Annotated in this window: 18 protein-coding genes and 2 pseudogenes; 8 read left to right on the top strand and 12 right to left on the bottom strand. The window is 72.4% G+C overall.

Annotation, left to right across the window (positions count from 1 at the left end; translation table 11 throughout):
- Window positions 1-16 precede the first annotated feature (16 nt).
- The 4 genes from MNZ39_RS06250 to MNZ39_RS06235 all read left to right on the top strand — a co-directional run bounded on the left by MNZ39_RS06250 (window position 17) and on the right by MNZ39_RS06235 (window position 4,875).
- Window positions 17-892 carry a glycoside hydrolase family 16 protein gene (locus tag MNZ39_RS06250; protein WP_242336149.1) on the top strand — a complete coding sequence of 292 codons (876 nt, stop codon included), beginning with the start codon at window positions 17-19 and terminating at the stop codon, window positions 890-892.
- A gap of 149 nt (window positions 893-1,041) precedes the next feature.
- Complete coding sequence (locus MNZ39_RS06245; RefSeq protein WP_242336145.1) at window positions 1,042-2,226, top strand: ABC transporter substrate-binding protein; 1,185 nt, start codon at window positions 1,042-1,044, stop codon at window positions 2,224-2,226.
- A 223-nt stretch (window positions 2,227-2,449) separates the two neighbouring features.
- Window positions 2,450-2,791 carry a TraR/DksA family transcriptional regulator gene (locus MNZ39_RS06240; protein ID WP_242336142.1) on the top strand — a complete coding sequence of 114 codons (342 nt, stop codon included), beginning with the start codon at window positions 2,450-2,452 and terminating at the stop codon, window positions 2,789-2,791.
- A gap of 2 nt (window positions 2,792-2,793) precedes the next feature.
- On the top strand, window positions 2,794-4,875 hold the full coding sequence (locus MNZ39_RS06235) for a heavy metal translocating P-type ATPase (RefSeq protein WP_242336139.1): 2,082 nt from the start codon (window positions 2,794-2,796) through the stop codon (window positions 4,873-4,875).
- 77 nt (window positions 4,876-4,952) lie between these two features.
- Here the strand turns inward: MNZ39_RS06235 and MNZ39_RS06230 are convergent, their stop codons facing one another.
- Window positions 4,953-5,237 carry a hypothetical protein gene (locus tag MNZ39_RS06230; protein ID WP_242336136.1) on the bottom strand — a complete coding sequence of 95 codons (285 nt, stop codon included), beginning with the start codon at window positions 5,235-5,237 and terminating at the stop codon, window positions 4,953-4,955.
- Window positions 5,238-5,576: 339 nt separating this feature from the next.
- Between MNZ39_RS06230 and MNZ39_RS06225 the strand changes: the two genes are divergently transcribed.
- Both MNZ39_RS06225 and MNZ39_RS06220 read left to right on the top strand, forming a co-directional pair.
- A complete protein-coding gene (locus tag MNZ39_RS06225) occupies window positions 5,577-6,491 on the top strand; it encodes a pirin family protein (protein WP_242336133.1) in 915 nt (304 codons plus the stop codon).
- Window positions 6,492-7,183: 692 nt separating this feature from the next.
- Entirely contained in the window at window positions 7,184-8,386 is a 1,203-nt protein-coding gene (locus tag MNZ39_RS06220) for an HNH endonuclease (RefSeq protein WP_242336130.1), read from the top strand.
- A 446-nt stretch (window positions 8,387-8,832) separates the two neighbouring features.
- Here MNZ39_RS06220 and MNZ39_RS06215 read toward each other — a convergent pair whose 3' ends face one another.
- From MNZ39_RS06215 to MNZ39_RS06175, 9 genes and pseudogenes are all read right to left on the bottom strand, one after another.
- Window positions 8,833-10,221 carry a cystathionine beta-synthase gene (locus tag MNZ39_RS06215; protein WP_242336127.1) on the bottom strand — a complete coding sequence of 463 codons (1,389 nt, stop codon included), beginning with the start codon at window positions 10,219-10,221 and terminating at the stop codon, window positions 8,833-8,835.
- Between the two features lie 111 nt (window positions 10,222-10,332).
- Window positions 10,333-11,418: a sulfate/molybdate ABC transporter ATP-binding protein gene (locus MNZ39_RS06210; protein ID WP_242336124.1), complete on the bottom strand. Its 1,086-nt coding sequence runs from the start codon at window positions 11,416-11,418 to the stop codon at window positions 10,333-10,335.
- A complete protein-coding gene (cysW, locus tag MNZ39_RS06205) occupies window positions 11,415-12,359 on the bottom strand; it encodes a sulfate ABC transporter permease subunit CysW (RefSeq protein WP_308197187.1) in 945 nt (314 codons plus the stop codon). The genes MNZ39_RS06210 and cysW overlap by 4 nt, the downstream gene beginning before the upstream one ends.
- Window positions 12,356-13,189: a sulfate ABC transporter permease subunit CysT gene (gene cysT, locus MNZ39_RS06200; protein ID WP_242336121.1), complete on the bottom strand. Its 834-nt coding sequence runs from the start codon at window positions 13,187-13,189 to the stop codon at window positions 12,356-12,358. The genes cysW and cysT overlap by 4 nt, the downstream gene beginning before the upstream one ends.
- A pseudogene (gene cysC, locus MNZ39_RS06195) lies at window positions 13,186-13,749 on the bottom strand (adenylyl-sulfate kinase); the annotation flags it as partial. The pseudogene cysC and the gene cysT, both read right to left, overlap by 4 nt.
- A gap of 126 nt (window positions 13,750-13,875) precedes the next feature.
- Window positions 13,876-14,556: pseudogene (locus MNZ39_RS06190) on the bottom strand (phosphoadenylyl-sulfate reductase); the annotation flags it as partial.
- Window positions 14,553-15,830: a sulfate adenylyltransferase subunit 1 gene (locus tag MNZ39_RS06185; protein WP_242336118.1), complete on the bottom strand. Its 1,278-nt coding sequence runs from the start codon at window positions 15,828-15,830 to the stop codon at window positions 14,553-14,555. The pseudogene MNZ39_RS06190 and the gene MNZ39_RS06185, both read right to left, overlap by 4 nt.
- Window positions 15,830-16,753, bottom strand: coding sequence for a sulfate adenylyltransferase subunit CysD (gene cysD, locus MNZ39_RS06180; protein ID WP_242336115.1), 924 nt, complete (start codon window positions 16,751-16,753; stop codon window positions 15,830-15,832). Before cysD ends, MNZ39_RS06185 begins: the two co-directional genes overlap by 1 nt.
- Before the next feature lie 182 nt (window positions 16,754-16,935).
- A complete protein-coding gene (locus MNZ39_RS06175) occupies window positions 16,936-18,705 on the bottom strand; it encodes a carboxypeptidase-like regulatory domain-containing protein (RefSeq protein WP_242336112.1) in 1,770 nt (589 codons plus the stop codon).
- 429 nt (window positions 18,706-19,134) lie between these two features.
- On the opposite strand from MNZ39_RS06175, the gene MNZ39_RS06170 reads away from it, so the two are divergent.
- Both MNZ39_RS06170 and MNZ39_RS06165 read left to right on the top strand, forming a co-directional pair.
- Window positions 19,135-19,764 (top strand): c-type cytochrome, encoded by a 630-nt coding sequence (locus MNZ39_RS06170; RefSeq protein ID WP_242336109.1) that lies wholly within the window; start codon window positions 19,135-19,137, stop codon window positions 19,762-19,764.
- A complete protein-coding gene (locus MNZ39_RS06165) occupies window positions 19,761-20,072 on the top strand; it encodes a DUF5666 domain-containing protein (protein ID WP_242336106.1) in 312 nt (103 codons plus the stop codon). Before MNZ39_RS06170 ends, MNZ39_RS06165 begins: the two co-directional genes overlap by 4 nt.
- 183 nt (window positions 20,073-20,255) lie before the next feature.
- Here the strand turns inward: MNZ39_RS06165 and MNZ39_RS06160 are convergent, their stop codons facing one another.
- On the bottom strand, window positions 20,256-20,735 hold the full coding sequence (locus tag MNZ39_RS06160) for a hypothetical protein (protein ID WP_242336103.1): 480 nt from the start codon (window positions 20,733-20,735) through the stop codon (window positions 20,256-20,258).
- A gap of 97 nt (window positions 20,736-20,832) precedes the next feature.
- Window positions 20,833-24,111, bottom strand: coding sequence for an efflux RND transporter permease subunit (locus tag MNZ39_RS06155; protein ID WP_242336100.1), 3,279 nt, complete (start codon window positions 24,109-24,111; stop codon window positions 20,833-20,835).
- Window positions 24,112-24,172: the final 61 nt, after the last annotated feature.

Here is a 24,172-nt window from a genome sequence, read left to right as displayed (position 1 = left end):
GCGCTGGGAGGAGATCGTGAAGCGATCGAGGCTGGAGAGTGCGATCCCGGTGGCCCTGGCGATGCTCGGGGCGGCGTGCGGGCTCACGCCGCCGCCCGAGCCGCCGCGCCAGCAGCCGACGGCGCCTCCGACGGAGGTCCCGGCGAACACGAACCCCGACGCGCTGCCGCCGCCCGGCTACAAGCTCGTCTGGCAGGACGAGTTCGAGGGCAGCGCGCTCGGGTCGGCCTGGAGCGCGCTCTCCGCCCCGCGCCTCGACGCCATCGCCACGCCCGACGCCGCCCAGGTGCACGACGGCCTCCTCACGCTCACGACCTACACCGACGCGTCCGGCAAGCACCACACCGGCTTCCTCTCCACGCAGGGCACGGTCGAGATGACGTACGGGTACTTCGAGGCTCGCATCCGCTTCAACGACTCGCCGGGAGAGTGGTGCGCGTTCTGGATCGACTCGCCGACGAACGGCGATCCGATGGGCGACCCGGGCAAGGCGGGCGTGGAGATCGACGTCGTCGAGCACCGCGCGACGGACGACCACGGCTGGACGGCGCTGAAGGACATGTCGGCGATGAACCTCAACTGGGATCGCACCGCGTCCTCGCGGCAGAACGTCCAGAAGGTCGTGTCGCTCCCCGGCAACGCGCCGATCCAGGGGGAATGGCACGTCTTCGGGGTGATGTGGACGGAGACGGGCTACACGTTCTACGTCGACGGGCTGCCGGCCTGGACGACCGCCGCGGCGCTCTCGCACCGGAGCGAGTACCTGCAGCTCACCTGCGAGGTCGCGGACGCGAGCTGGGCCGGGTACGTGCCGGCGGGCGGCTACGGCTCGCGCGTGACCAGCACCACGAGGATGGACGTCGACTGGGTCCGCGTCTGGCAGAAGTCGTGAGCGCCCGGGCTCGGCGCAGGATGCCGCGACGAGTCACGCCTCGCGGGGCCCGCTCGAGTCCCTTTTCCCGGCCGGCGTGATATGCACGTGGCGGGCCGCGCCCTGCGCCCGCTGGCGCATGCGCGACGCGGCACAAGGAGGAATCACCAATGCGGAAGCTGGGCGCTGTGGCGCTCGCGACGCTCGTCGCCGGCGTGGCGTGCTCGAAGAAGGAAGAGGGGAAGCAGCAGCAGCAGGCGGCGGCCCCGGCCGCGCAGGCGGAGGCGGCCCCGATCGTCATCGGGAACGTCATGCCGCTCTCCGGCGACATCGCCACGTTCGGCGAGGGCGCCAACAACGGCGTGAAGCTCGCGGTCGAGGAGGCGAACGCCGCGGGCGGCGTGAAGGGCCGCAAGCTCTCGCTCCAGGTCTACGACACGCAGGGCAAGCCCGAGGAGGCCGCCATCGCCTCCACCCGCGCCATCAACGAGAAGAAGGCGACGCTGCTCATCGGCGAGCTCGGCTCGACGAGCACCCTCGCTCTCGCGCCCATCGCCGAGGCGAACAAGATCCCGGCCATCTCGCCGGCGTCCACGAACCCCAAGGTCACGAAGGACGGCGACAAGACGCGCGCGTACATGTTCCGCGTCTGCTTCATCGACCCGTTCCAGGGCACCGTGATGGCGAAGTACGCGCGCGAGACCCTGAAGGTGAAGCGCGCCGCGATCATGCGCGACGTGGGCAACGACTACTCGATGGGCCTCGCCGACTACTTCGCGAAGACCTTCAAGGAGCTCGGCGGCGAGATCGTGCTCGACGTGAGCTACAAGGCCGGCGACCAGGACTTCAAGGCGCAGCTCACCAAGGTGAAGTTCGCGAAGCCCGAGATCGTGTACGTGCCCGGCTACTACACCGACGTGGCGCTCATCGGTCGCCAGAGCCGCGAGCTCGGCGTGAAGGTCGCGCTCGCGGGCGGCGACGGCTGGGACTCGGCGAAGCTCTACGAGATCGCGCAGGGCGCGCTCGACGGCAGCTTCTTCACGAACCACTACTCGGTCGAGAACCCGTCGCCGGTGGTCCAGGAGTTCGCGAAGAAGTACGAGGCCGCGTACCACGCGAAGCCCGACGCGTTCGGCGCGCTCGGCTACGACGCGGCGCTCCTCGCCATCGACGCGATGAAGCGCGCCTCGGACCTCACGCCGACCGCGATCCGCGACGCCATCGAGAAGACCACGTCGCTGCAGGGCGTCACCGGCACCATCCGGCTCGACGCCGACCACAACCCGGTGAAGTCGGCGGTCATCATCGGCATCCAGAAGAACGCGCCGAAGTACGTGGCGACCGTCGAGCCGTAACGCGGCGGACGTCCAGCGTGGCAGCACCGAGAGGCCCCCGGTTCGCCGGGGGCCTTTCCTTTGGGTGCGCGTCGTGTGGACGGCCGGGGCCGCCCGACGGGCGAGCGCTCGTGCCGTGCGTCCCGGCCGAGGCGGACCGCGCGGCGCGTTGACAGCGCGGCGGCGCGCAAACATCTGAGTGAGCGGCCCGCGCGATCTGCGGAGGCGAGAGGAGGGGACCGTGGTGAGCTCCACGTCCGTGCTCACGAAGGCGCAGCTCGAGACCCTACGCCGCGCGCTCGAGGTCGAGCGCGAGAGGATCGCCCGCGTGCTGGCGGCGCCCGCGGGCGCCGCGCCGTCGGACGACGAGCGCACCGAGCTCGAGGAGGTGGCGCAGCGCTCGACGGAGGGAGAGCACCAGCAGAGGGTCGTCGAGCGCGAGCGCGCGCTCCTCGCCGAGGTCGAGCGAGCCCTCGCGAAGCTCGACGCGGGGACGTACGGCGTGAGCGAGCGGAGCGGCGCGCCCATCCCGTTCGAGCGGCTTCGCTCGGTGCCCTGGGCGCGCGCCGACGTCGACGAGGACTGAAGGTGGCGCGCGAGGAGCAGCGCGCTCACGCGGGCCACGGGCACGGCGCGCACGCGCCCGCGACCCACGGGCCAGTCGCGCCCGAGCGTGCCGCGGCGGAGCACGCGCACGGCGGGCACGACCGCCACGCCGGCCACAGCGTGGCGATGTTCCGCAGCCGCTTCTGGATCGCGCTCGCCCTCACGATCCCCACCGTCCTGTGGGGCCACATGCTCACCTCGGTGACCGGCTGGCACGCCCCCGCGTTCCCCGGGTCGACGTGGATCCCGCCGCTCCTCGGGGCGGTCGTGTTCGTCTACGGAGGCCTGCCGTTCCTCCAGGGCGCCGTCCGCGAGGTGAAGGACCGCCTCCCGGGCATGATGACGCTCATCGCGCTCGCGATCGGCGTCGCGTTCGTCTTCAGCGCCGCGGTGACGCTCGGCTACCCCGGGATGCCGTTGTGGGAGGAGCTCGCCACCCTCGTCACGGTGATGCTGCTCGGCCACTGGATCGAGATGCGGTCCATCACCCAGGCCCAGGGCGCGCTGAAGGAGCTCGCGAAGCTCCTCCCCTCGGCGGCGGTGCGCGTCGTGGACGGGCGCGAGGAGGTGGTCCCTCTCGCCGCGCTGCGTGACGGCGACCTCGTGCTCGTCCGGCCCGGCGCGCGCGTGCCCGCCGACGGGCGCGTCCAGTCCGGCGAGAGCGCCGTCGACGAGTCGATGATCACCGGCGAGTCCCGCCCGGTGAAGAAGCGGCCTGGCGACGGCGTCATCGCCGGTACGGTGAACGGCGCCGGATCCCTGCGCGCGCAGGTGACCGGCACGGGGGAGCGGACCGCGCTCGCCGGGATCATGCGGCTGGTGGAGCACGCGCAGACCTCGCGCTCGCGCGCGCAGGCGCTGGCGGACCGCGCCGCCTTCCTGCTCACGATCGCCGCCATCGCGGCGGCGCTCCTCACCACGCTGGCGTGGCGGCTCGCCGGCGCGCCCGGCGCGTTCGTGGTCGAGCGGGTGGTGACGGTCCTCGTCATCGCCTGCCCGCACGCCCTCGGGCTCGCCATCCCGCTCGTCATCGCCATCTCGACCACCCTCGGCGCGCGCTCGGGCCTGCTCGTGCGCGATCGGCGGGGCCTGGAGGAGGCGAGGCGCCTCACCACGATCGTCTTCGACAAGACGGGGACGCTCACCCTCGGCGAGCACCGCGTGGTCGGCGTGCGGTCCACCGCCGGGATGGGCGAGGACGAGGCGCTGCGCGTGGCCGCCGCCGTGGAGCGCGACTCGGAGCACCCGGTCGCGCAGGCCGTGGTGCGCACGGCGCGCGAGCGCGGCCTCGCCGTCCCCGAGGCGCAGGCGTTCGCGGCCATCCCGGGCCACGGCGTGCGCGCGCGGGTGGACGGGCGCGAGCGGCACGTCGGCGGGCCGAACCTGCTCCGGCGGCTCGGCGTCGCGCCCCCCGCCGAGCTCGACGCGTTCTCGCGCGAGGCCGCGGAGCGCGGCCAGTCCGTGGTGTTCCTGGTCGAGGAGGGGAGGGCGTTCGCGGCGTTCGCGGTCGCGGACGCGGTGCGGCCCGAGTCCCCGGCCGCGGTCCGCCGCCTCCACGAGATGGGGCTCGAGGTCGCGATGCTCACCGGCGACTCGCGCGCGGTGGCGACCGCGGTGGCCGGAGAGCTCGGGATCGACGCCGTCCACGCGGAGGTGCTCCCTGATCGCAAGTCCGAGGTCATCGAGGCGCTGCAGCGGAGCGGCAAGCGCGTCGCGATGGTCGGGGATGGGGTCAACGACGCGCCGGCCCTGGTGACCGCGGACGTCGGCATCGCCGTCGGGGCCGGGACGGACGTGGCGGTCGAGGCCGGCGACGTCGTGCTCGTCCGGAGCGACCCGCGCGACGTGCCGCGGATCGTCGCGCTCAGCCGGGCGACGTACCGCAAGATGATCCAGAACCTCTGGTGGGCCGCCGGCTACAACGTCGTCGCGATCCCGCTCGCCGCGGGCGTCCTCGCGCCGTGGGGCATCCTCCTCCCGCCGGCCATCGGCGCGGTGCTCATGTCCGTCAGCACCGTGGTCGTCGCCGTGAACGCCCAGCTCCTGCGGCGCGCTCGGCTGTGACCCCCGCCGCAGCCTCACGGCTTCGCTCGGATGGATCCCATGGCGGGCTCCACCCGAGCGAAGCCCGCGTCAGGCGATCACGCCTTGCAGCACGTGCACGCGGCGCGGTCGTGGGGGCGCCGCTCGCGTGCCGCGACCGCGGACGTCCTCTCCTCCGGGGCCGCGTAGCGCGTGTCGTCGTACGGGGAGCCGACCCCGGTCGCGCCGTCGGGCCGGGCGAGGGCGACGTCGAAGGAGGAGCGAGAGATGTCGCCGTAGGTGACGTCGTCGTGCGAGCCCGCGTGAGGCGGCAGGTCCGACGCGGCGGCGACCGACGCCGTCATGAGTGCTGCGAGGCCGAAAGGGATGAGGCGGGCGAGCATGTGCGGCTTCTCCTTGAGAACGGGTTCGAGCGATCGAGACTGCGACCCCCGTGCCAGCTCGAGCGCGCACCCGCCGCGCTCCGCCCGCCCGCCAATCGCGGGGATCGTGGCGACGGACGACGGCCGCGGCGGGGCCGGAGCGGTCACGCTGTCACCGGCTCGGTCACGGCGAAGGGCGCGTCACCTCCACTCTGCGGTGACGGCCGTGCGAGCGACGGGATGGGCCCGGGCTTCCTCCTCGTGGCCAGCCTCGCGGCTCGGTTGACAGCCCCGGCCCGCGGAGACATCTCACGCGCTGGGGCGCGGGCGTCGAACGCGCGCCGGAGAGGGAGGCCGCCCGTGGCCGAGGAGCGACGCATCCGCAAGGTCGTGAAGAGCCGGGCCACGGTCGAGGGGGCCGGCGTCCACCTCCGCCGCGCCATCGGCTTCGGTCCCCCGGAGCTCTACGACCCCTTCCTGCTGCTCGACGACTTCCGCTCGGACGAGCCGGAGCACTACCGGAAAGGCTTTCCCTGGCACCCGCACCGGGGCATGGAGACCATCACCTACGTCCTGCGCGGCGAGGTGGAGCACGGCGACAGCCTCGGCAACCGCGGCGTGATCTCCCCGGGGGACGTGCAGTGGATGACCGCCGGAAGCGGGATCATCCACCAGGAGATGCCGAAGGGGGATCCTTCGGGCGCGATGTACGGCTTCCAGCTGTGGGCGAACCTGCCGGCCGCGGACAAGATGATGGCCCCACGCTACCGGGGCATCTCGGCGGCGCAGATCCCCGAGGTGAAGGACGGGAGCGGCGCCACGATCAAGGTGATCGCCGGCGCCGTGAACCGGATCACCGGGCCGGTGACCGACGTGGTGACGCAGCCCGAGTACCTCGACGTCACCGTGCCGCCGGGCGTCACCTTCTCCCGCGAGACGCCGCGTGGACACACGGTCTTCGCGTACGTCTTCGGCGGCGAGGCCATGTTCGGCCCGCAGCGGGATCCCTACTCCTACGAGGCCGAGGGGGCGGGCTACTTCGACTTGAAGCGCGACGCCCTCATCGACGACGGGCACCTCGTGCTCTTCGGCGACGGAGATGCGGTGGCCGTCACGACCGAGGCGCAGCCGGTGCGGTTCCTGCTCGTCTCGGGGAAGCCGATCGGCGAGCCCGTCGCCTGGTACGGGCCGATCGTGATGAATACGCAGGAGGAGCTGCGAACCGCGTTCGAGGAGCTCGAGGCGGGCACGTTCATCAAGGCCGGCAGGCGCTGATGGCGCCCCTCGCTTGCATGGAGCCGTCGCGAGACGCGCGATGCCGTCGCCGAGCTGGGCGCCCCGAGGAGTGAGCACCGCAGGCGTGCCTGTAAGGCCTCATCATTCATCACAAGTGCAGGTACTCGCCGGACGAGCGGCGGGTGGTTCGACCACGGCTTCAGTGCGCATGTCGGATTCGGGCATCGACGGGGTCCGCGCACGCGCTCGTGCTCGGACCCCGTCGAACGCGGGAGGGCGGTGGAGCAGGCGAGCGTCTCGCCGTGTGTCGGGGGGGGCGACGGAGTGACTTCGCGCGGGGTGCGCGCGGACTTCTCGAAGACGCCTCCGCAGCTCGCCCCGGAGCACGGGCTGGAGCGTCGTGGAAGGTCGACCGTATTCACCCACGGTGACAGCTATCGCCAGCGACAGTGCCGGCCGGTGTCGCGGCTCTTCTCGCGGCGAGGTGAGGCGTCCCAGTTGCGGTGGGTGAAACATTCCCCATTGACGCCCTCTCGCCCCGATTGCGCTCAGGCACACGGGCGGCGCGGGAAGGCCGCTCTCGCGCACGCTTCTCGCGCGTGAAGCGCGCGCCGATCTCCTTGGGGCAACGACGAGGGTGCGCCGGAGAACGCCGCACAGACGCGAGCCTGGAGCGTCTCCGGAGCTTCGAAAATCGCGTGCTACGAAGGGTGTACTGGAGGTGCATCCCCATGTCTGCGCTCACTCCCGCTTCTCTCGAGTCGAACGTCCTCGCCCTGCGCCTGCGCGAGCTCGCCGGGGAGGAACGGAACGTCCAGGTCGACTTCCTCCTGCACCTCGACGAATTCGATCGGCGCCGCGCCTTCGTCGAGATCGGCCATGCGTCCCTCTGGGCGTACTGTTTGGAGGCGCTCCACCTCCGGGAGGGCGCCGCCGGCCGGCGCATCCAGGCGATGCGGGTGCTGCGCCGCTTCCCGATCCTCGAGGCTCCGCTGCGCGATGGGCGTCTTTGCCTGTCCACCGTGGCGCTCCTCGGCCAGGTGCTCACGGAGCAGAACGTGGGCGATCTCCTCGCTCGCGCCGCCTTCCGGACCCGGGCCGAGGTCGAGCACCTCGTCGTCTCCATCCAGGCGCGCACCGCTCCGCGCGCAGGCCTACGCAAGCTCACCGAACGCGCGCCCGCCGTGGTGGGCGCAGCGCTAGAGCTCCCGCAGGCCGAGCGGGCCGAGGCGGCGACCGCACCCGGCCCTGCGGAGCCTACCCTCGGCCCCGGTCCCACGGCCGGCGCGCTGCCGGCGCACCCGCCCACTCTCGCGCAGCCGAAGCGAAGGGCCGAGACGCTCGCCGTCTCGGAGAGCCAATGGTCGCTCCGCGTCACCCTCGACCGTGCCTGCAAGGAGGACCTCGAGACGCTCCGCTCGCTCCTGTCGCACAAGGTCCCGGACGGTGACCTCGCGGCGGTGCTCCGCGAGGCGATCCGCTGCGCCATCGAGAAGCACGGCAAGCGCAAGGGCGCGGTCGCGCCGGAGCGGGAGACGAAGGGCGCGAAGCAGGCCACGGATGAGCAGGCCGGGACGGCGGCCGCGGCGAAGCCTTCGGAGGGGAGGACCACGATCCCGGCGATAGTGCGCCGCGCCGTGTGGAAGCGCGACGGCGGGCGCTGCGCCTGGGTCGGCCCGGACGGCTCCCGCTGCAAGAGCCGCTGGAAGCTCGAGCTCGACCACGTTCAACCCGCCTCCCTCGGGGGACCATCGACGGTCGACAACCTGCGGCTCGCCTGCCGAGCCCACAATCTGCTTCACGCAGAGAGGAGCTTCGGGCGCGAGCACATGGATCGCTTCCGCCGCGACGCGGGCGACGGGCCGACGCCGCCCGCGCACGCTGACGTGGCACCTCTGCGTCCGGTCATGCAGCTGGGGAGGTGGGCGCCGTGATTTGCGGCCGCCACGGAGCTGGCGGGACTTCCAGGCAGAACGGAGGGCCGGTCTCGCATGGTCGCCAGGCTGGAGCGACGGCTCGCCGCTCGCTTACTTCCGGCTTCCGAACCCCTGCGCCCCCGCCGGTGACGCTCACCGCTCTGCCGCCCGCAGTGCTCCGCCCGGAGAGTTCCCGGCGTGCGCGTGCCGACCCGTCGATGCCCAGCCGGAGCGCGTGGTGCGCCGCTCGGCCGACCGAAGCCGCTCCCCCGGTCAGCAGCCGAAGATGTGACGAATCCTCAGGCCTGTAAGGCACGTCGAGGAGCGCAACGACGAGGCCGCCCGGCGCAGGCAGGCAGCGTGCGTCGCAGCAGGCTCCATGCGGGCGGGTGGCGCCATGAGGCCATGGGGCGCCCGCCGCTCGCGCCCGGAGAGCGCCGCCGTCGCGCGTGACAGGGCTCGCCTCACCCCTTCACGGCGCGACGGAGGTGCCCGAGCACGTCCATCCGGGTCACGAGCCCCACGAACGCGTCGCCGTCCATCACGATGGGGACGAGCCCCGCGGCGAACATCGGGAGCAGCTCGCGGAGCGGCGTCGAGGGCGACACCGTCTCGAGCCGCGTGGCCATGACGTCTCGCACCGGCTGCGCGAGGCGCCGCTCGTCCTCGAGGGCGGCGGACAGCAGGTCCGACTCGTCCACGATCCCGACGATGCGGCGGCCGTCGACGACCGGGAGCTGCGACACGTCGTTCGCCTTCATGCGGTTCAGCGCGACGAGGAGCGGGTCTCCGGGGCCGACCGTCACCACCGCGCGGTCCGCGAAGCGGCGCGTCACGAGATCCGTCAGGTCCCCCACGAGCGGCCGGGCGGACAGCCCCTGGTCGAGCATCCAGAGGTCGTCGAACATCTTCGACAGGTACTTGTTCCCCGAGTCGCAGACGAGCGTGCAGACCCGCCGCGGGCGGTCCTGCTCGCGGCAGTACCGGAGCGCGGCCGCGACGAGGGTGCCCGTGGAGGAGCCGCCGAGGAGGCCCTCCTTCCGCAGCAGGTCGCGGGCGGTCTCGAGGCTCTCCCGATCCGGGATCCGGTACGCCCGGCGCACGCGCGAGAGATCCGCGATGGGCGGCACGAAGTCCTCGCCGATGCCCTCGACGAGCCACGACCCCGCCTTGCCCACCGTGCCGGTCTCCACGAACCCCGCGAGGACGGAGCCCTCCGGGTCGGCGAGCACCATCTCGCAGGCGGGCATCGCCCGCGCGAAGTGGCGCGAGAGCCCGGTGAGGGTGCCGCCCGAGCCGACGCCGCAGACCATCGCGTCGAGCTTGCCGCCGAGCTGCTCCGCGATCTCGGGGCCCGTGGTGGTCTCGTGCGCGAGCGGGTTGGCCGGGTTCCCGAACTGGTTCACGTAGAACGCGCCCTCCTCCCGCGCGATCCGCTCGGCCAGGTCCTGGTAGTACTCCGGGTGACCCTTCTCGACGTCGGAGCGGGTCATCACGATCTCGGCGCCGAGCGCCTTGAGGTGCAGGATCTTCTCCCGGCTCATCTTGTCGGGGATGACGAGGGTGAGGCGGTACCCGCGCTGCGAGGCGACGAGCGCGAGCCCGAGGCCCGTGTTGCCCGCCGTCGCCTCCACGAGGTGCCGCTGCCCGGCGTGAAGCTTCCCGTCTCGCTCGGCGGCGGCGATCATCGAGACGCCGATGCGGTCCTTGATCGATCCGCCCGGGTTGGCGCTCTCGAGCTTGAGGTAGAGCTCGCACGGCCCGGTGTCGAGCTGGCGCACCCGGACCATCGGCGTGCCGCCGACGAGGGCGAGCGCGCCGTCTGCGGGGGAGGGGGCGGTGGGCGCGGGCATCTCGGGCTCCTTCGGGGGCGGTGGGGTCTGCCGGTCCTCGCGTCCGGTATACCCCACGACCGCGCCCGTCTCACGGGCCGGCGCGTCGAGCGCCCTGGCGGAGGGAGCGCGTCACAGGCCGCTCGCCGTGAGGCTGTCGAGCTCGTCCTCGCGCGAGGGGAACACGCGCACCCGGCGCGGGGAGAGGTGCACCGCGTCTCCGGGAGCGAGCGCGAGCGCCTCGCTCCGGCGGACGTCGAGCTCCGCCTCCACCATCCCGCCGAACCCTGGCGCCGACAGCTCGATCCGGACGGCGGCGCCGAGCGGCAGCACGCGGTCCACGTTCGCCGCGAACGAGCCGGGGACGGGGGCGCGGTGGACGTCGAGCTCGTGCGGACGGACGAAGACGTGTGCGCGCGCGCGGTGCGCCGCGGACGCGGGCGCCACGAGCTCGAGGTCGAGGCCGCTCACGAACGCGCGGTCGCCCTCGACCCAGCCCTTGAAGGCGTTCACCGCGCCGAGGAAGCGCATCACGAAGGCGCTCGCGGGCTCCTCGAACACCTGCGCCGGCGTCCCGACCTGCTCCACGCGCCCCGCGTTCATGAGCACCACGCGGTCGGCCACCTCGAACGCCTCCTCCTGGTCGTGCGTGACGAAGACGCTCGTGACGTGGAGCTCGTCGTGGAGGCGCCGCAGCCAGCGGCGCAGCTCCTGGCGCACGCGGGCGTCGAGCGCGCCGAAGGGCTCGTCGAGGAGCAGGATCCGCGGCTCGGTCGCGAGGGCACGCGCGAGCGCGACGCGCTGGCGCTGCCCGCCCGAGAGCTGCTGCGGATAACGTCCCTTGAGGCCCTCGAGCTGGACGAGGCGGAGCAGCTCGGCGACGCGCGCGGCCACCTGCGCCCTCGGGCGCCTCCGCACGCGCAGCGCGAACGCGACGTTCTCCTCCACGGTCATGTGCCGGAAGAGCGCGTAGTGCTGGAACACCACGCCCACGTTCCGCTCCCGCGCGCTCCGCGCGGAGACGTCCTCGCCGTCGTGCCGCACCTCGCCCGCGTCGGCGGACTCGAGCCCCGCGATGATCCGGAGCAGGGTCGTCTTCCCGCAGCCGGACGGGCCGAGCAGCGCGACGAGCTCGCCGTCGGGGATCTCGAGGGAGACGCCGCGCAGGACGGGGGTGGCGTCGAAGGCCTTCTCGACTTCGCGGACGACGATGCTCATGGGGCGCTCCGGACGGCGGACGGACGGGGGCGGTGGTGCCACTCGAGCGCCTTCTTCGCGACGAGCGTCACGAGGGCGAGCAGGAAGAGCAGGGACGCCACCGCGAACGCCGCCTGGAACGCGTACTCGCCGTACAGGATCTCGACCTGGAGCGGGACCGTGTTCGTGAGGCCGCGGATGTGCCCCGAGACGACGGAGACGGCGCCGAACTCGCCCATCGCCCGCGCGTTGCAGAGGATGACGCCGTAGAGCAGGCTCCACCTCACGTTCGGCAGGGTGACGCGGGTGAGGATCTGCCAGCCGCTCGCGCCCAGCACGAGCGCGGCCTCCTCCTCCTCCACGCCCTGGGCCTCCATGAACGGGATGAGCTCGCGCGCCACGAACGGAAACGTGACGAACACGGTCGCGAGGACGATGCCCGGGACGGCGAACACGACCTTGACGCCGTGCGCGAGGAGCCACGGGCCGAGCCAGCCGTGCGCGCCGAACAGGAGCACGGTGGCCATGCCCGAGACGACCGGCGAGACGCCGAACGGCAGATCGACGAGCGAGACGAGGACGCTCTTCCCCGCGTAGCGGAAGCGGGTCACGGACCAGGCGGCGGCGAGCCCGAAGAGCGCGTTGAGGGGCACCGCGATCGCCGCGACGAGCAGCGTGAGCCTCACCGCCGCGAGCGCCTCGGGGTCGGCGAGCGCCTTCCACCAGAGCGCGACGCCGCCGCGGAGCGCCTCGGCGATCACCGTCGCGGCAGGCACGAGCACGAACGCGCCGACGAAGATGAGCGCGATGGCGACGAGGGCCCAGCGGACGAGCGCCGGGTCCTCCGTGGCGCGCCGGGGTCGCCGGCGCGGCGGCGCGGGGACCGCGGCGGGCCGGGAGGGCGCCGGGCGCGGCGGGGCCTCGCGATCGGGCGCCGGGACCGCGAGGGCGGGGGACGTCACGCCGCCCCCGCGCGCGTCCGCGTCCAGGCCTGGAGCCGGTTGATCGTGAGGAGCAGGACGAACGACGCGAGGAGCAGCACCGTCGCGAGCGCGGCCGCGCCGGCGTAGTCGAACTGCTCGAGGCGCGTCATGACGAGGAGCGGCGCGATCTCGGTCCGCATCGGCATGTTCCCGGAGATGAAGACGATCGAGCCGTACTCGCCGAGCCCCCGGGCGAACGCGAGCGCGAACCCGGTGGTGGCGGCGGGGACGAGCGCGGGCAAGAGGACGTGACGGAACGTCTCCCAGCGCGACGCGCCGAGCACCGCCGCGGCCTCCTCCACCTCGGGATCGAGGTCCTCGAGGACCGGCTGCAAGGTCCGGATCACGAACGGCAGGCCGATGAAGGTGAGCGCGAGGGTCACGCCGAGGGGCGAGAAGGCGACCCGGACGCCGGCCGCCTCGAGGTGCCGCCCGATGAAGCCGGTGGGACCGTACACGGCGGTGAGCGCGATGCCGCTCACCGCGGTCGGGAGCGCGAACGGCAGGTCCACCAGCGCGTCCACGAAGGCGCGACCGGGGAAGCGGTAGCGCGCGAGCACCCACGCCACGAGCCCCCCGAAGACCACGTTCGCGGCGGCCGCGAGGAGCGACGCGCCGAAGCTGAGCCGGTAGGAGGCGAGCGCGCGCGGCGACGCGACGACCTTCCAGGCCTCCTGCCACCCGAGGCTGCTCGAGCGGAGCGCGACGGCCGACAGCGGCACGAGCACCACGAGGCACAGGTACAGCACGGTGAACCCCGTCGAGAGCCCGAACCCGGGCAGCACACCGCGGCGGGCGGCGGCGCTCACGAGGCGCGCTCCGCGGCGGCGGGCGGGGCCGCCGCGCGGACGAGCCCGCGCGCGCGGAGGTGCTCGAGGATGCGGCCAGCGGACTCCTCGATCGACTCGACGTCCGTCCGGACGACGACGTCGGGCCGCTCGGGGGCCTCGTAGGGATCGGACACGCCCGTGAAGCGCGCGAGCTCGCCGGCGAGGGCCTTCCGGTAGAGCCCCTTCACGTCGCGCGCCGCGAGCGCCGCCACCGGCGCGGACACGAACACCTCCACGAACGGGACGCCGTCGCGCTCGGCGAGCGACCGCACCTCGTCCCGGGTCGCGGCGTAGGGCGAGATGGCCGCAGTGACGGCGGCGGTCCCGTTCCGCGCGAGCAGGCGCGCGACGAACCCGATGCGACGGACGTTCGTGTCGCGGTCCTCCTTCGTGAACCCGAGCCCGGCCGAGAGGTAGGCGCGGACCTCGTCGCCGTCGAGGATCTCGACCGGCCGCTCCGAGGCGAGCGAGCACCGGAGCGCGCGCGACAGCGTGCTCTTGCCCGCGCCGGAGAGACCGGTGAGCCACAGGATGAAGCCTCGGCGCTCGGGTGCGAGGGGAAGGGTCGAGGTCGAGGTCGAGGTCGAGGTCGAGGTCGAGGTCGAGGTCGAGGTCGAGGTCGCGGTCGAGGTCGCGGTCGTTCGTGCCGCCGGCCTCGCGTGCAGCCCGCACTCCTTCTTCGACCGGCCGCGCCAGCGGCCGGCGCGCGGGTCCTCGCCCGCGCCGACGGGCGTCGTGCAGGGCGCGCAGCCGATGCTCGCGTAGCCCTGGTCGTGCAGCGGGCTCGTCGGCACCTCGTGCGCGCGCACGTGCCGCCACACGTCGGCGCTCGACCACGCGGCGAGCGGGTTCACCTTCACGAGCCCGAACTTCTCGTCCCACTCGAGGATCGCCGCGGTCGCGCGGTCGGCGGTCTGGTCGCGGCGGATCGCGGTCACCCAGGCGTCGAAGCGGGCGAGCTCGGCGCGGAGCGGCAGCACCTTGCGGAGCTCGCAGCAGCGATCCGGATCGGCCTCCCACGGCGGGGGCGCGCCGTCGGGCACGAGCTCGTCCGCCGCGGCGCTCGCCACCCGCCGGATGGCGATCCCGTACCGCGCCTCGAGCCGGTTCCAGAGCGCGTAGGTCTCGGGGAAGAGGGCGCCCGTGTCGAGGGTGAACACGTCGATGGGGAGCCCCGCGCGCGCGGCGACGTCGAGGAGCACGCACCCCTCTGGACCGAAGCCGGTCGCGAAGCCGACGCGACCGCGCGGGAAGGCGGCGGTGACCTCCGCGAGGATCTCCGCCGGGTGCTTCCCCTCCAGGTCTCGCGCCCAGCGGGCGAGCTCCTCGCGCGTGCGGCCGCTCACAGGATCATCCCCGCCGCCACGGTGTCGTTCGTCGCCTCGTCGATCAGGATGAACGCGCCCGTGGCGCGGCTGTCCGCGTAGCGATCGGCGGCGACGGGCTGCGCGAGCCGCAGCGACACGCGCGCGATGTCGTTCATGCCGAGCGCGGCGGCGGGCGCCTCGGCGAGCTCCGCGAGGTCCACGCGGTAGGCGAGCTCGGCGAGCGTGGCGCGCACCTCGCGCGTCCCGTGGCGGAGGAGCACCCTCCGGCCCGCCTGGGCGGGCCGCTCCGAGAGCCAGCAGAGCGTCGCGTCGAGCTTGCGGGTCGGCTCCGGCGCCTCGCCCGCGCGGACGAGGAGATCGCCGCGCGAGACGTCGACGGCGTCCTCCAGGAGGATCGTGACCGACTGGCCCGCGAAGGCGCGCGCGAGCGGCGCGTCGTGAAGGAGGAGCTGCTTCACGCGCGTCGTCTGGCCGGAGGGGAGGACCTGCACGGCGTCGCCGGGGCGGACCTCGCCGGACTCGACGCGGCCCGTGTACCCGCGGAAGTCGTGGTGCTCGAGCGTCTGCGGCCGGCACACCCACTGGACGGGGAACCGGAACCGCCCCTGCGACGCGTCGCGCGCGGGCGGCGCCTCCTCGAGCAGCTCGAGCAGCGTCGGGCCCTGATACCAGGGGAGGTTCGCGCCGCGCTCCACGACCATGTCGCCCGCGAGCGCCGACATCGGGACGAAGTGCACGCCGTCCCTGATCCCGAGCTTCGCCGCGAAGGCGAGGTAGTCGGCGCGGATGCGCTCGAAGACGTCGGGCGAGTAGCCGACGAGGTCCATCTTGTTCACGGCGACCACGAGGTGCGGGATCCCCACGAGGTGCGCGAGGTACGAGTGGCGGCGCGTCTGCGTGAGCACGCCCTTGCGCGCGTCGACGAGGATGACGGCGAGGTCCGCCGTGGAGGCGGCGGTGACCATGTTCCGCGTGTACTGCTCGTGCCCGGGGGCGTCGGCGATGATGTACTTGCGCGTCCCGGTGGAGAAGTAGCGGTGCGCGACGTCGATCGTGATGCCCTGCTCGCGCTCGGCCTGGAGGCCGTCGGTGAGGAGCGAGAGGTCCACCGCCTCGAGGCCGCGCCTGCGCGAGGTGCGCTCGATGGCGTGCAGCGCGTCGGCGAGGATGGAGCGCGTGTCGAGGAGGAGCCGCCCGATGAGCGTGCTCTTGCCGTCGTCGACGCTGCCGCAGGTGAGGAAGCGGAGGAGGCCGTCCGCGGCGGGGGCGGAGAGCCGTTCGGCGGCGAGCATCAGAAGTACCCCTCCTTCTTGCGCTGCTCCATCGAGGCGTCGGAGGTCTGGTCGTCGAGGCGGGTCGCGCCTCGCTCGGTGATCGTGGTGGTGGCGGTCTCCGCGACGATCTTCGCGAGCGTGTCGGCGGTGGACTCGACCGGCGCGGTGCAGGTGATGTCTCCGACCGTGCGGAACCGGACCGAGACCTCCTCGACCGCCTCGCCGGGCCGCGCCGGGGTGAGCGGCGTCACGGGCACGAGCGCGCCGCCGCGCCGGACGACCGGGCGCCGGTGGGCGAAGTAGATGGACGGGATCTCGAGCCGCTCGCGCGCGATGTACTGCCACACGTCGAGCTCGGTCCAGTTGGAGATCGGGAAGACGCGCACGTTCTCGCCCTTGTGGACGCGCGCGTTGTAGAGGCTCCAGAGCTCGGGGCGCTGGTTCTTGGGATCCCAGCCGCCGAACTCGTCGCGGAACGAGAACACGCGCTCCTTCGCGCGCGCCTTCTCCTCGTCGCGGCGCGCGCCGCCGATGCACGCGTCCAGCTCGAGCTCGGCGATCGCGTCGAGCAGCGTCACCGACTGGTGCTTGTTGCGCGACTCCTGCGGGTGCTTCAGCACGACGCGGCCCGCGCGGATGGAGTCCTCTACCGAGCGGACCACGAGCCGCTCGCGCAGCTCCGCCGCGCGGCGGTCGCGGAACGCGAGGACCTCCGGGTAGTTGTGTCCGGTGTCGATGTGCAGGAGCGGGAAGGGGAAGCGCCCCGGCCGGAAGGCCTTCTCGGCCAGCCGGAGGAGGCAGATCGAGTCCTTGCCGCCGGAGAAGAGCAGCGCGGGGCTCGCGCACTGACCGGCGACCTCCCGCAGGACGTGGATCGCCTCCGCCTCCAGCCAGTCCAGGTGCGAGAGCGTGCTCGCGGGGTACGTCGGGACGACCGCCATGCCTGCCCGTTTCCACACGGGGGCGCGCCGTCGGGATGGCGGCGCGCCGTCCGTGATAACGGAGGCATCCTAGATAACGGAGAGGTGTCAGGTCAAGCGGACGCCGGCTCGGGACCCGGTCACCGCGAGGACGCCGGCGTACAGCTGGGGAATCCCGCAGAGATCCGGGTCGGCCGCCGGCGTCACTGGATCACGCCGTTGGAGCGCGCCAGCTGGTCGACGAGCGGCTGCATGTCGGCCATCGTCACGCCCGACCTGTTGACGGACGTGTCGCCGACGAACGTGGTCATCGCCGTCGCCAGGCCGGACGTACCGACCGTGGGCTGCATCATGCCGCCGCCGCCCATCATCCCGCCCATCCCGGTCATGGAGATGGGCGTCGTCCCCATCATGCCGTTCATCACGCCATCCGAGGCGTCGTCCATCATGACCGTGACGATGCCAGAGGACGTGGTCATCCCGATCATCTGGGCGTACTGCGACATGGCCGCGATGGACATCCCGTAGTTCCTGCTGTTCGCGTCCGCCGAGGAGCCGGAGCCCGCGACCGAGGGATCCATGGGCGCGGTCGTCAGGAGGTCGCCGCACGAGAAGTAGGTGGCGACGGCCGAGTTCGCCGCCGCGATGTTCTCGGCGCTCGAGCCCCCCGTCATCGCCTGCGCCCGGAGCTCGGCCATGGAGGTGAGCGGGGTCACCTGGATGTCGCTCATGCCCGCAGCGGCCGCGGGGATCCCCGCCGTCAGCACGTCGCGCGGGAGCATCGTCATCCTGGAGCCCGTCGCCTCGTCCGCGTACGACGCGCCGCTCACCCGCAACATCATCGGCCCCGTGTACGAGCCGAGCGGCAGGCTGAAGCTCCCCGTCGAGTCCAGCGCGGCGCTGGCGATCATCGCGCCGACCTGGCCGTTCTGGACAGCGAACGCGCCGATCGTCCCGCCCGACATCGTGCCCATGAAGGCCCTGCCGGTCAGCATGCCGCTCGTCGTCCCGGTGCCGGTCCCCGAGAGCTGGCCGTCGGAGAGGCGCAGCCTGTCCATGAGCGCCTGCATGTCCGCCAGCGCCACGCCCGACCTGTTCATCCCGGAGCTCACGAAGCGTGACATGGCGTCCGCGAGATCGGCCGTGCCGGCCGAGGGCGCGAGGCTGCCGCCCATCATGCCGCCCATCCCGCTCATCGAGACCGCCGTCGATCCCGACATGCCGTTCATGACGCCGTCGGAGGCGTCGCGCATCATCGCCGTGACGACGCCCGAGGACGAGGTGGTCATGCCGATCATGGCCGCGTACTGCGACATGGCCGCGATCGTCATCCCGTAGTTCTTCATCTCCTGCGTCGCGGCTGCGCCGGAGCCCTGTACGAGCGGATTCATGGGCATCGTGTGCAGGAGGTCGCCGACCGAGAAGTAGCCGCCGAGCTCGGAGTTCGCGGTCCCGACGTTGGCCGCCGTCATCCCGCCCGGCATGCTCTGCGCACGAGCCTGGGCCATCGAGGTGAGCGGCGTCACCTGGACGTCCGCCGCCGCTCCCGCGTCGACGGCGGGCATCACGGCGGTCATGACGCTCCCCGCCTGCATCGTCATCGTCGCGCCGGTCGCCTCGTCCGTGTACGTCCCGCCGATCGCCTCGATCATGACGGGACCCGTGTGCGACCCGAGGGTCATCGTGAACCGTCCCTGCGCATCCGTCGCCGCCGTGCCGAGCTGCGCCGCCTTGGTGCCGTTCGCGACGGCGAACGCGGTCACCGCGGCGCCACCCACCGGCCCCTTCACGACGGTTCCACTGAGCGTGGCGCCCGAGGTGCCCGGCCCGCCGGTGTCGCCGCCGCCGCCGCACGCGGCGAGCAGGAGTCCCGCCCCGATCGCGAGCAGGGCGAGCGGTCGGGAGGCGCGGCGCACCGCGCCGAGAGCGGCGGGGAGGAATTCGGGGGGCGGACTTTTGAGGTCATTTCGCATGAGATCTCCTGACAGGGAGAACACGGCGTGTGGCGAAACGGTTCAGCTCGCTCGAGCCGCCGCAGCGCGCGCCTCCAGACGATCGCACCCCGCGGGCACCAGTGTCGCCGGCCTGGAGCTTCCGCGGCGGCGCGCTCCAAATCGCTTGGAACGCCAAAGGATCGCACGATGAGAGGCGCGCCGTGCAATGAGAGAAGGGGATCACGCATCGCCGCGTCCTCGCCCTCGCCGCCGGCGGCGCGGCGAGCGCCCGAGCGCTCGAAGAGGGTGCACTCGCCGAGCCGGCGGGGCCGCGCCACTACGTGGACGCGCGCCGCGCGCCTCCGCCGGACATGAGCCCCGAGGACTGTGGCGCGGAGCGTCTGGGCGCCGAGGACCTCGAGGCCCGCGGCGGGCGTTAGCAGGCGAGGGGGCGCTGGAGGACCGCGGATGCGAAGCGCGTGCTGGCTCGTGGGTGGGATCGGGCTCGTGATCATCGCCCTGGCGGCGCTCGGCAGCGCGCACGTGCTGCGCGGAGGGATCGCAGCGCGCGCACGGCCCTCGGCGCTCGAGGCGCGCGTCGCCCGCGCGTTGCGGGGCTGGGCGATCCCGGGGGAGGCGCGCGAGGCGACGAACCCGATCGCGCCGAGCCCGCGCGTGCTCGAGTCGGGGCTCGCGCACTTCGCAGACCACTGCGCCACCTGTCACGCGAACGACGGCAGCGGCCAGACCGAGCTCGGAAGGAGCCTCTATCCGCGCGCGCCCGACCTGCGCGCCGCGGAGACGCAGAGGCTCACGGACGGGGAGCTCTTCTACATCATCGAGAACGGCGTGCGGCTCACGGGGATGCCGGCGTGGGGCGGTCCGGGGACCGCGGAGGAGAGCTGGCACCTCGTCCACTTCATCCGCCACCTCCCGACGCTCACCGCCGAGGAAAGGGCGTCCATGGAGGCGCTCAACCCGAGGTCACCCGAAGAGTGGCGCGCCCTCCAGGAGGAGGACGCGTTCCTGCGCGGCGAGGAGCCGGCGGCGCGTCCGCCCGGGGACGGGGCCCACCCGCACGGGAAGGAGCACAGATGAAGCGCACGAGAACGCTCACGCTGCTGGCGACGCTGCTCACCGCACCGGCAGCGGCCGCGCACGAGCAGGGCGGCCGCGCGATGGGGGTCGTCGAGAGCGTCACCGCCCAGCAGCTCGTCGTGAAGACGGCCGACGGACACTCCGTCGCGTTCACGGTCACGCCGGAGACGCGATTCTTCCGGGGCGAGAAGCCGGCCAGGCGCGAGGACGTCCAGGTGGGGCAGCGCGCGGTGATCCGCGGGACGCACGTCGGCGAGCGCCTTCGCGCCGACACCGTGAAGCTCGGGGCCGCGAAGGCTCCGAGGTAGCCTCGGGGAGGTGGAGCATGCTCTCGCGTGCCAGGGATCCCGCCAGCGGGATGTCGGTGAATCCCGCGACGAGTCGCGAGCCGTCGGACCGACCGCATCCGCGGTGTGTCCGAGAAGATCGAATCCGCACGCTCGTACGCCGTCGCGCGCCGCACGAACCCGCTCGTCCCTTCCCTCACGCGTTCAACGGGCGCTGGCCTCGCGGGCACGGCCGCCCGCCCGCGGCGACAGCGCGACCCAGCCGGCCACGAGCAACGCCACCGCGACCGCGGTGGCCCCGACGCGAGAGGGGCCGCGCAGGAGCTGTCCGACGAGGACGAGCGCGAGCCCCGCGTACACCGGATCCACCCGCGGCGGAGCCGGAGCCTGCGACGCGGGCACGCCCAGCGCGGTGCGCCTGCGCGCGCGCGAGGGGCCCCCGGCGAGCAGGATCCCGGCGACGAGGAAGGCCGCCCCGGCGATGCGCTGGCTCATGGCGGGCACGCTCGCCGGCCCGAAAAGGCCGAGGGCCCCGAGCGCCTGCGCCGCCAGCGCGCCGGCGTACGCCGCGACGGCCAGCCACTCGCGCAACCGCCCCGGCGCGGCCAGACGGAAGCCGATGACGAGGAGCAGGGCCGAGATCGCGATCGCGAGGCTCCCGGCAGGCGATGTCAGCGCACTCAAGTCCGTGTCCCCCTGGCCGGCAACCCCGCCGCCCCCGGCCCGCCCCGCGACGGACCGGGTCCCGCGCCCCGGGAACGCGTGCCCGGCGCCGCGTTCTTCAGGCGGCGACCGCCGTGATCGTGTCCTCGTCGCTCACTTCCTTCTTCTTCCACAGGTAGTACACCGCGGGGTAGACGAGCAGCTCCATCAGGAACGAGGTCACGAGGCCGCCGATCATGGGCGCGGCGATGCGCTTCATGAGATCCGCGCCGGTGCCGACCGACCACATGATCGGCAAGAGGCCGATCATCGCGGCGAACACCGTCATGGCCTTGGGCCGCACGCGCTTCACGGCGCCGTGGACGATGGCCTCGACGAGGTCGCGCCTCGTGCGGAGCAGGCCCTTCGCCTTGTACTCGTCGTGGGAGAGGTCGAGGAAGAGGAGCATGAACACTCCCGTCTCGGCGTCGAGCCCCATGAGCGCGATGAGCCCGACCCACACCGCGATCGAGACGTTGTAGCCAAGCGCCCACAGGAGCCACACCGCGCCGACCGCCGAGAACGGCACCGCAGCCATGACGAGCGTGGCCTTGAACGACGACTTCGTGTTCATGTACAGCAGCCCGAAGATGAGCACGAGCGTCAGCGGAATGATGAGCTTCAGGCGCTCCTTCACGCGCAGCATGTTCTCGTACTGGCCGCTCCAGACCATGCTGTAGCCGGTCGGGAGCTTCAGCCCCGCCGCCACCGCCTTCTTCGCCTCCGTCACGTACGAGCCCACGTCGATCTTCGAGGTGTCGAAGTCCACGTACACGTAGCCGGCGAGGAGCCCGTTCTCGTCTCGGATCATCGACGGGCCCTGCGCGAGCACGACGTCGGCGATCTCCTCCATCGGGATCTGGCCCTGGCCGCCGGGCAGCGGCAGGAGCACCCGTCGCAGCGCCGACAGGTCCTCGCGGTAGTCGCGGGCGTAGCGCACGTTGATGCCGTAGCGCTCGCGCCCCTCCACCGTGGTGGACTGGTTGTCCCCGCCCACGGCCGTCATCACCATCATGTTCGCGTCGTCGACGGTGAGCCCGTAGCGGGCGAGCTGCTCGCGCTTAAGGACGAAGTCGAGGAAGTAGCCGCCCGCGACGCGCTCGGCGTAGGCGCTGCGGGTGCCGGGGACCTTCTGGATGATGGCCTCGGTCTCCTTCGCCACGCGCTCGATGGTCGCGAGATCCGCGCCGCTGATCTTGATCCCCACGGGCGTGCGGATGCCGGTCGAGAGCATGTCGAGGCGCCCCTTGATCGGCATCGTCCAGGCGTTCGAGATGCCGGGGAGCTGGAGCCTCGCGTTCATCTCGTTCTCGAGCTCCTCCTGCGTGATGCGATCGCGCCAGAACGGCCGGAGCAGGGACTTCGCCCACTCGGGCGCCCAGGAGGAGTACCAGCGCGGCGCCTCCCGCCACTCGGACTCGGGCTTCAGGATGATGGTGGTCTCCATCATCGTGAAGGGCGCCGGGTCGGTGGAGGTGTTGGCGCGGCCGGCCTTGCCGAACACGCGCTCCACCTCGGGGAACGTCTTCAGGATCTTGTCCTGGACCTGCAGCGCCTTCTGGGCCTCCGCGACGGACATGCCGGGCTCGACCGCGGAGGGCATGTAGAGGATCGTCCCCTCCCGCAGCGGCGGCATGAACTCGGAGCCGAGCGACAGGTACACCGGGATCGTGGTGAGGACGAGGGCGATGCTCGCCGCGATGGTCGCCTTCGGGTGGCGGAGCACGAACCGGCAGGGCGGCTCGTAGAGCCGGTGGAGGAGCTTCGAGATCGGGTGCGCCTCCTCCGAGTAGTACTTCCCGACCAGCGCCTGGTTCGCGATCCAGGCGAGCCAGCGCGGCCGGAACCTGAACTCGTCGATGCGCGCGAACAGCATCCGCATCGCGGGGTCGAGCGTGATGGCGAGGAACGCCGCGATCGCCATCGCCAGGTTCTTCGAGTAGGCGAGCGGGCGGAAGAGCCGGCCCTCCTGGTCCACCAGCGTGAACACGGGCATGAACGCGACCGCGATCACGAGGAGCGAGAAGAAGACGCCTGGCCCCACCTCGAGGAGCGCCTCGAGCCGGACGTGGTGGAAGTCGCCCTTCTTCCCGTCCTTCACCCAGTGGTGGATCTTGTTGTAGGCGTTCTCCACCTCGACGATGGCGCCGTCCACGAGCACGCCGATGGAGATGGCGATGCCCGCGAGCGACATCAGGTTCGCGTTGAGGCCCATCGCGTACATGGGGATGAACGCGAGCGCGACGGACACCGGGATGGTGACGATGGGGATGATGGCGGACGGGACGTGCCAGAGGAAGATGAGGATGATGATCGAGACGATGACGATCTCCTCGACGAGCTTCCCCTTCACCGTCTCGATGGCGTGGTCGATGAGCTCCGACCGGTCGTAGGTCGTCACCACCTCGACGCCCTTCGGCAGCGAGGGCTTCACCTCCTCGAGCTTCTTCTCGATGCGCTTGATGACGTTGAGCGCGTTCTCGCCCTGGCGCATCACCACGATGCCGCCGACGACGTCGCCCTCGCCGTCGAGGTCGGCCACGCCGCGGCGCATCTCGGGCCCGAGCGCGACCGTGGCGACGTCTTTCACGAGCACGGGCGTGCCGCCCTCCGAGCGCAAGACGAGGCTCTCGAGGTCCGAGATGTTCTTCACGTAGCCGCGGCCGCGGACCATGTACTCGCGGCCGCTGAACTCGACGAGGCGCCCCCCCACGTCGTTGTTGCCCTTGCGGACCGCGTTGATCACCGCCTCGAGCGGCAGCTTGTACGAGGCGAGGGCGTTCGGGTTCACGGTGATCTGGTACTGGCGGACCTGGCCGCCCACCGTCGCGACCTCGGAGACGCCGGGGACGCTCTGGACGGAGTAGCGCAGGAACCAGTCCTGGAACGAGCGCAGCTCGTCCGACGAGTGCTGCCCGCTGCGGTCGACGAGCGCGTACTGGTACACCCAGCCGACGCTCGACGCGTCGGGGCCGAGCTCCACCTTCACGTCCTGCGGGAGCTGGGAGGTGATCTTCGACAGGTACTCGAGGACGCGCGTTCGCGCCCAGTACATGTCGGTCCCGTCCTCGAAGATGACGTAGACGTAGCTGAACCCGAAGTCCGAGAAGCCGCGGATCGCCTTCACCTTCGGCGCGCCGAGGAGCGCGGTGGTGATGGGATAGGTGACCTGGTCCTCGATGATGTCCGGGCTCCGGTCCCAGCGCGAGTAGACGATCACCTGGGTGTCGGAGAGATCCGGCAGCGCGTCGAGCGGGATGTTCCGCATCGCCCAGACCGAGCCCATGAGGGCGACGATCGTGGCGGCGATGACGAGGTACCGGTTCTCCGCCGAGAAGCGGATGATTCGCTTGATCATGGGGCGCTACCGTCCGTGTCCCGCGTGCGGGTTCGCGGCGGGCGCCGCGGGTTCGGCGGCG

It is taken from the genome of Anaeromyxobacter sp. SG66 (genome assembly GCF_022690805.1).
GTDB classification, from domain to species: domain Bacteria; phylum Myxococcota; class Myxococcia; order Myxococcales; family Anaeromyxobacteraceae; genus Anaeromyxobacter; species Anaeromyxobacter soli.
Note: the sequence above shows the minus strand (reverse complement) of the source record. Positions and strands in the feature narration are given on the sequence as shown.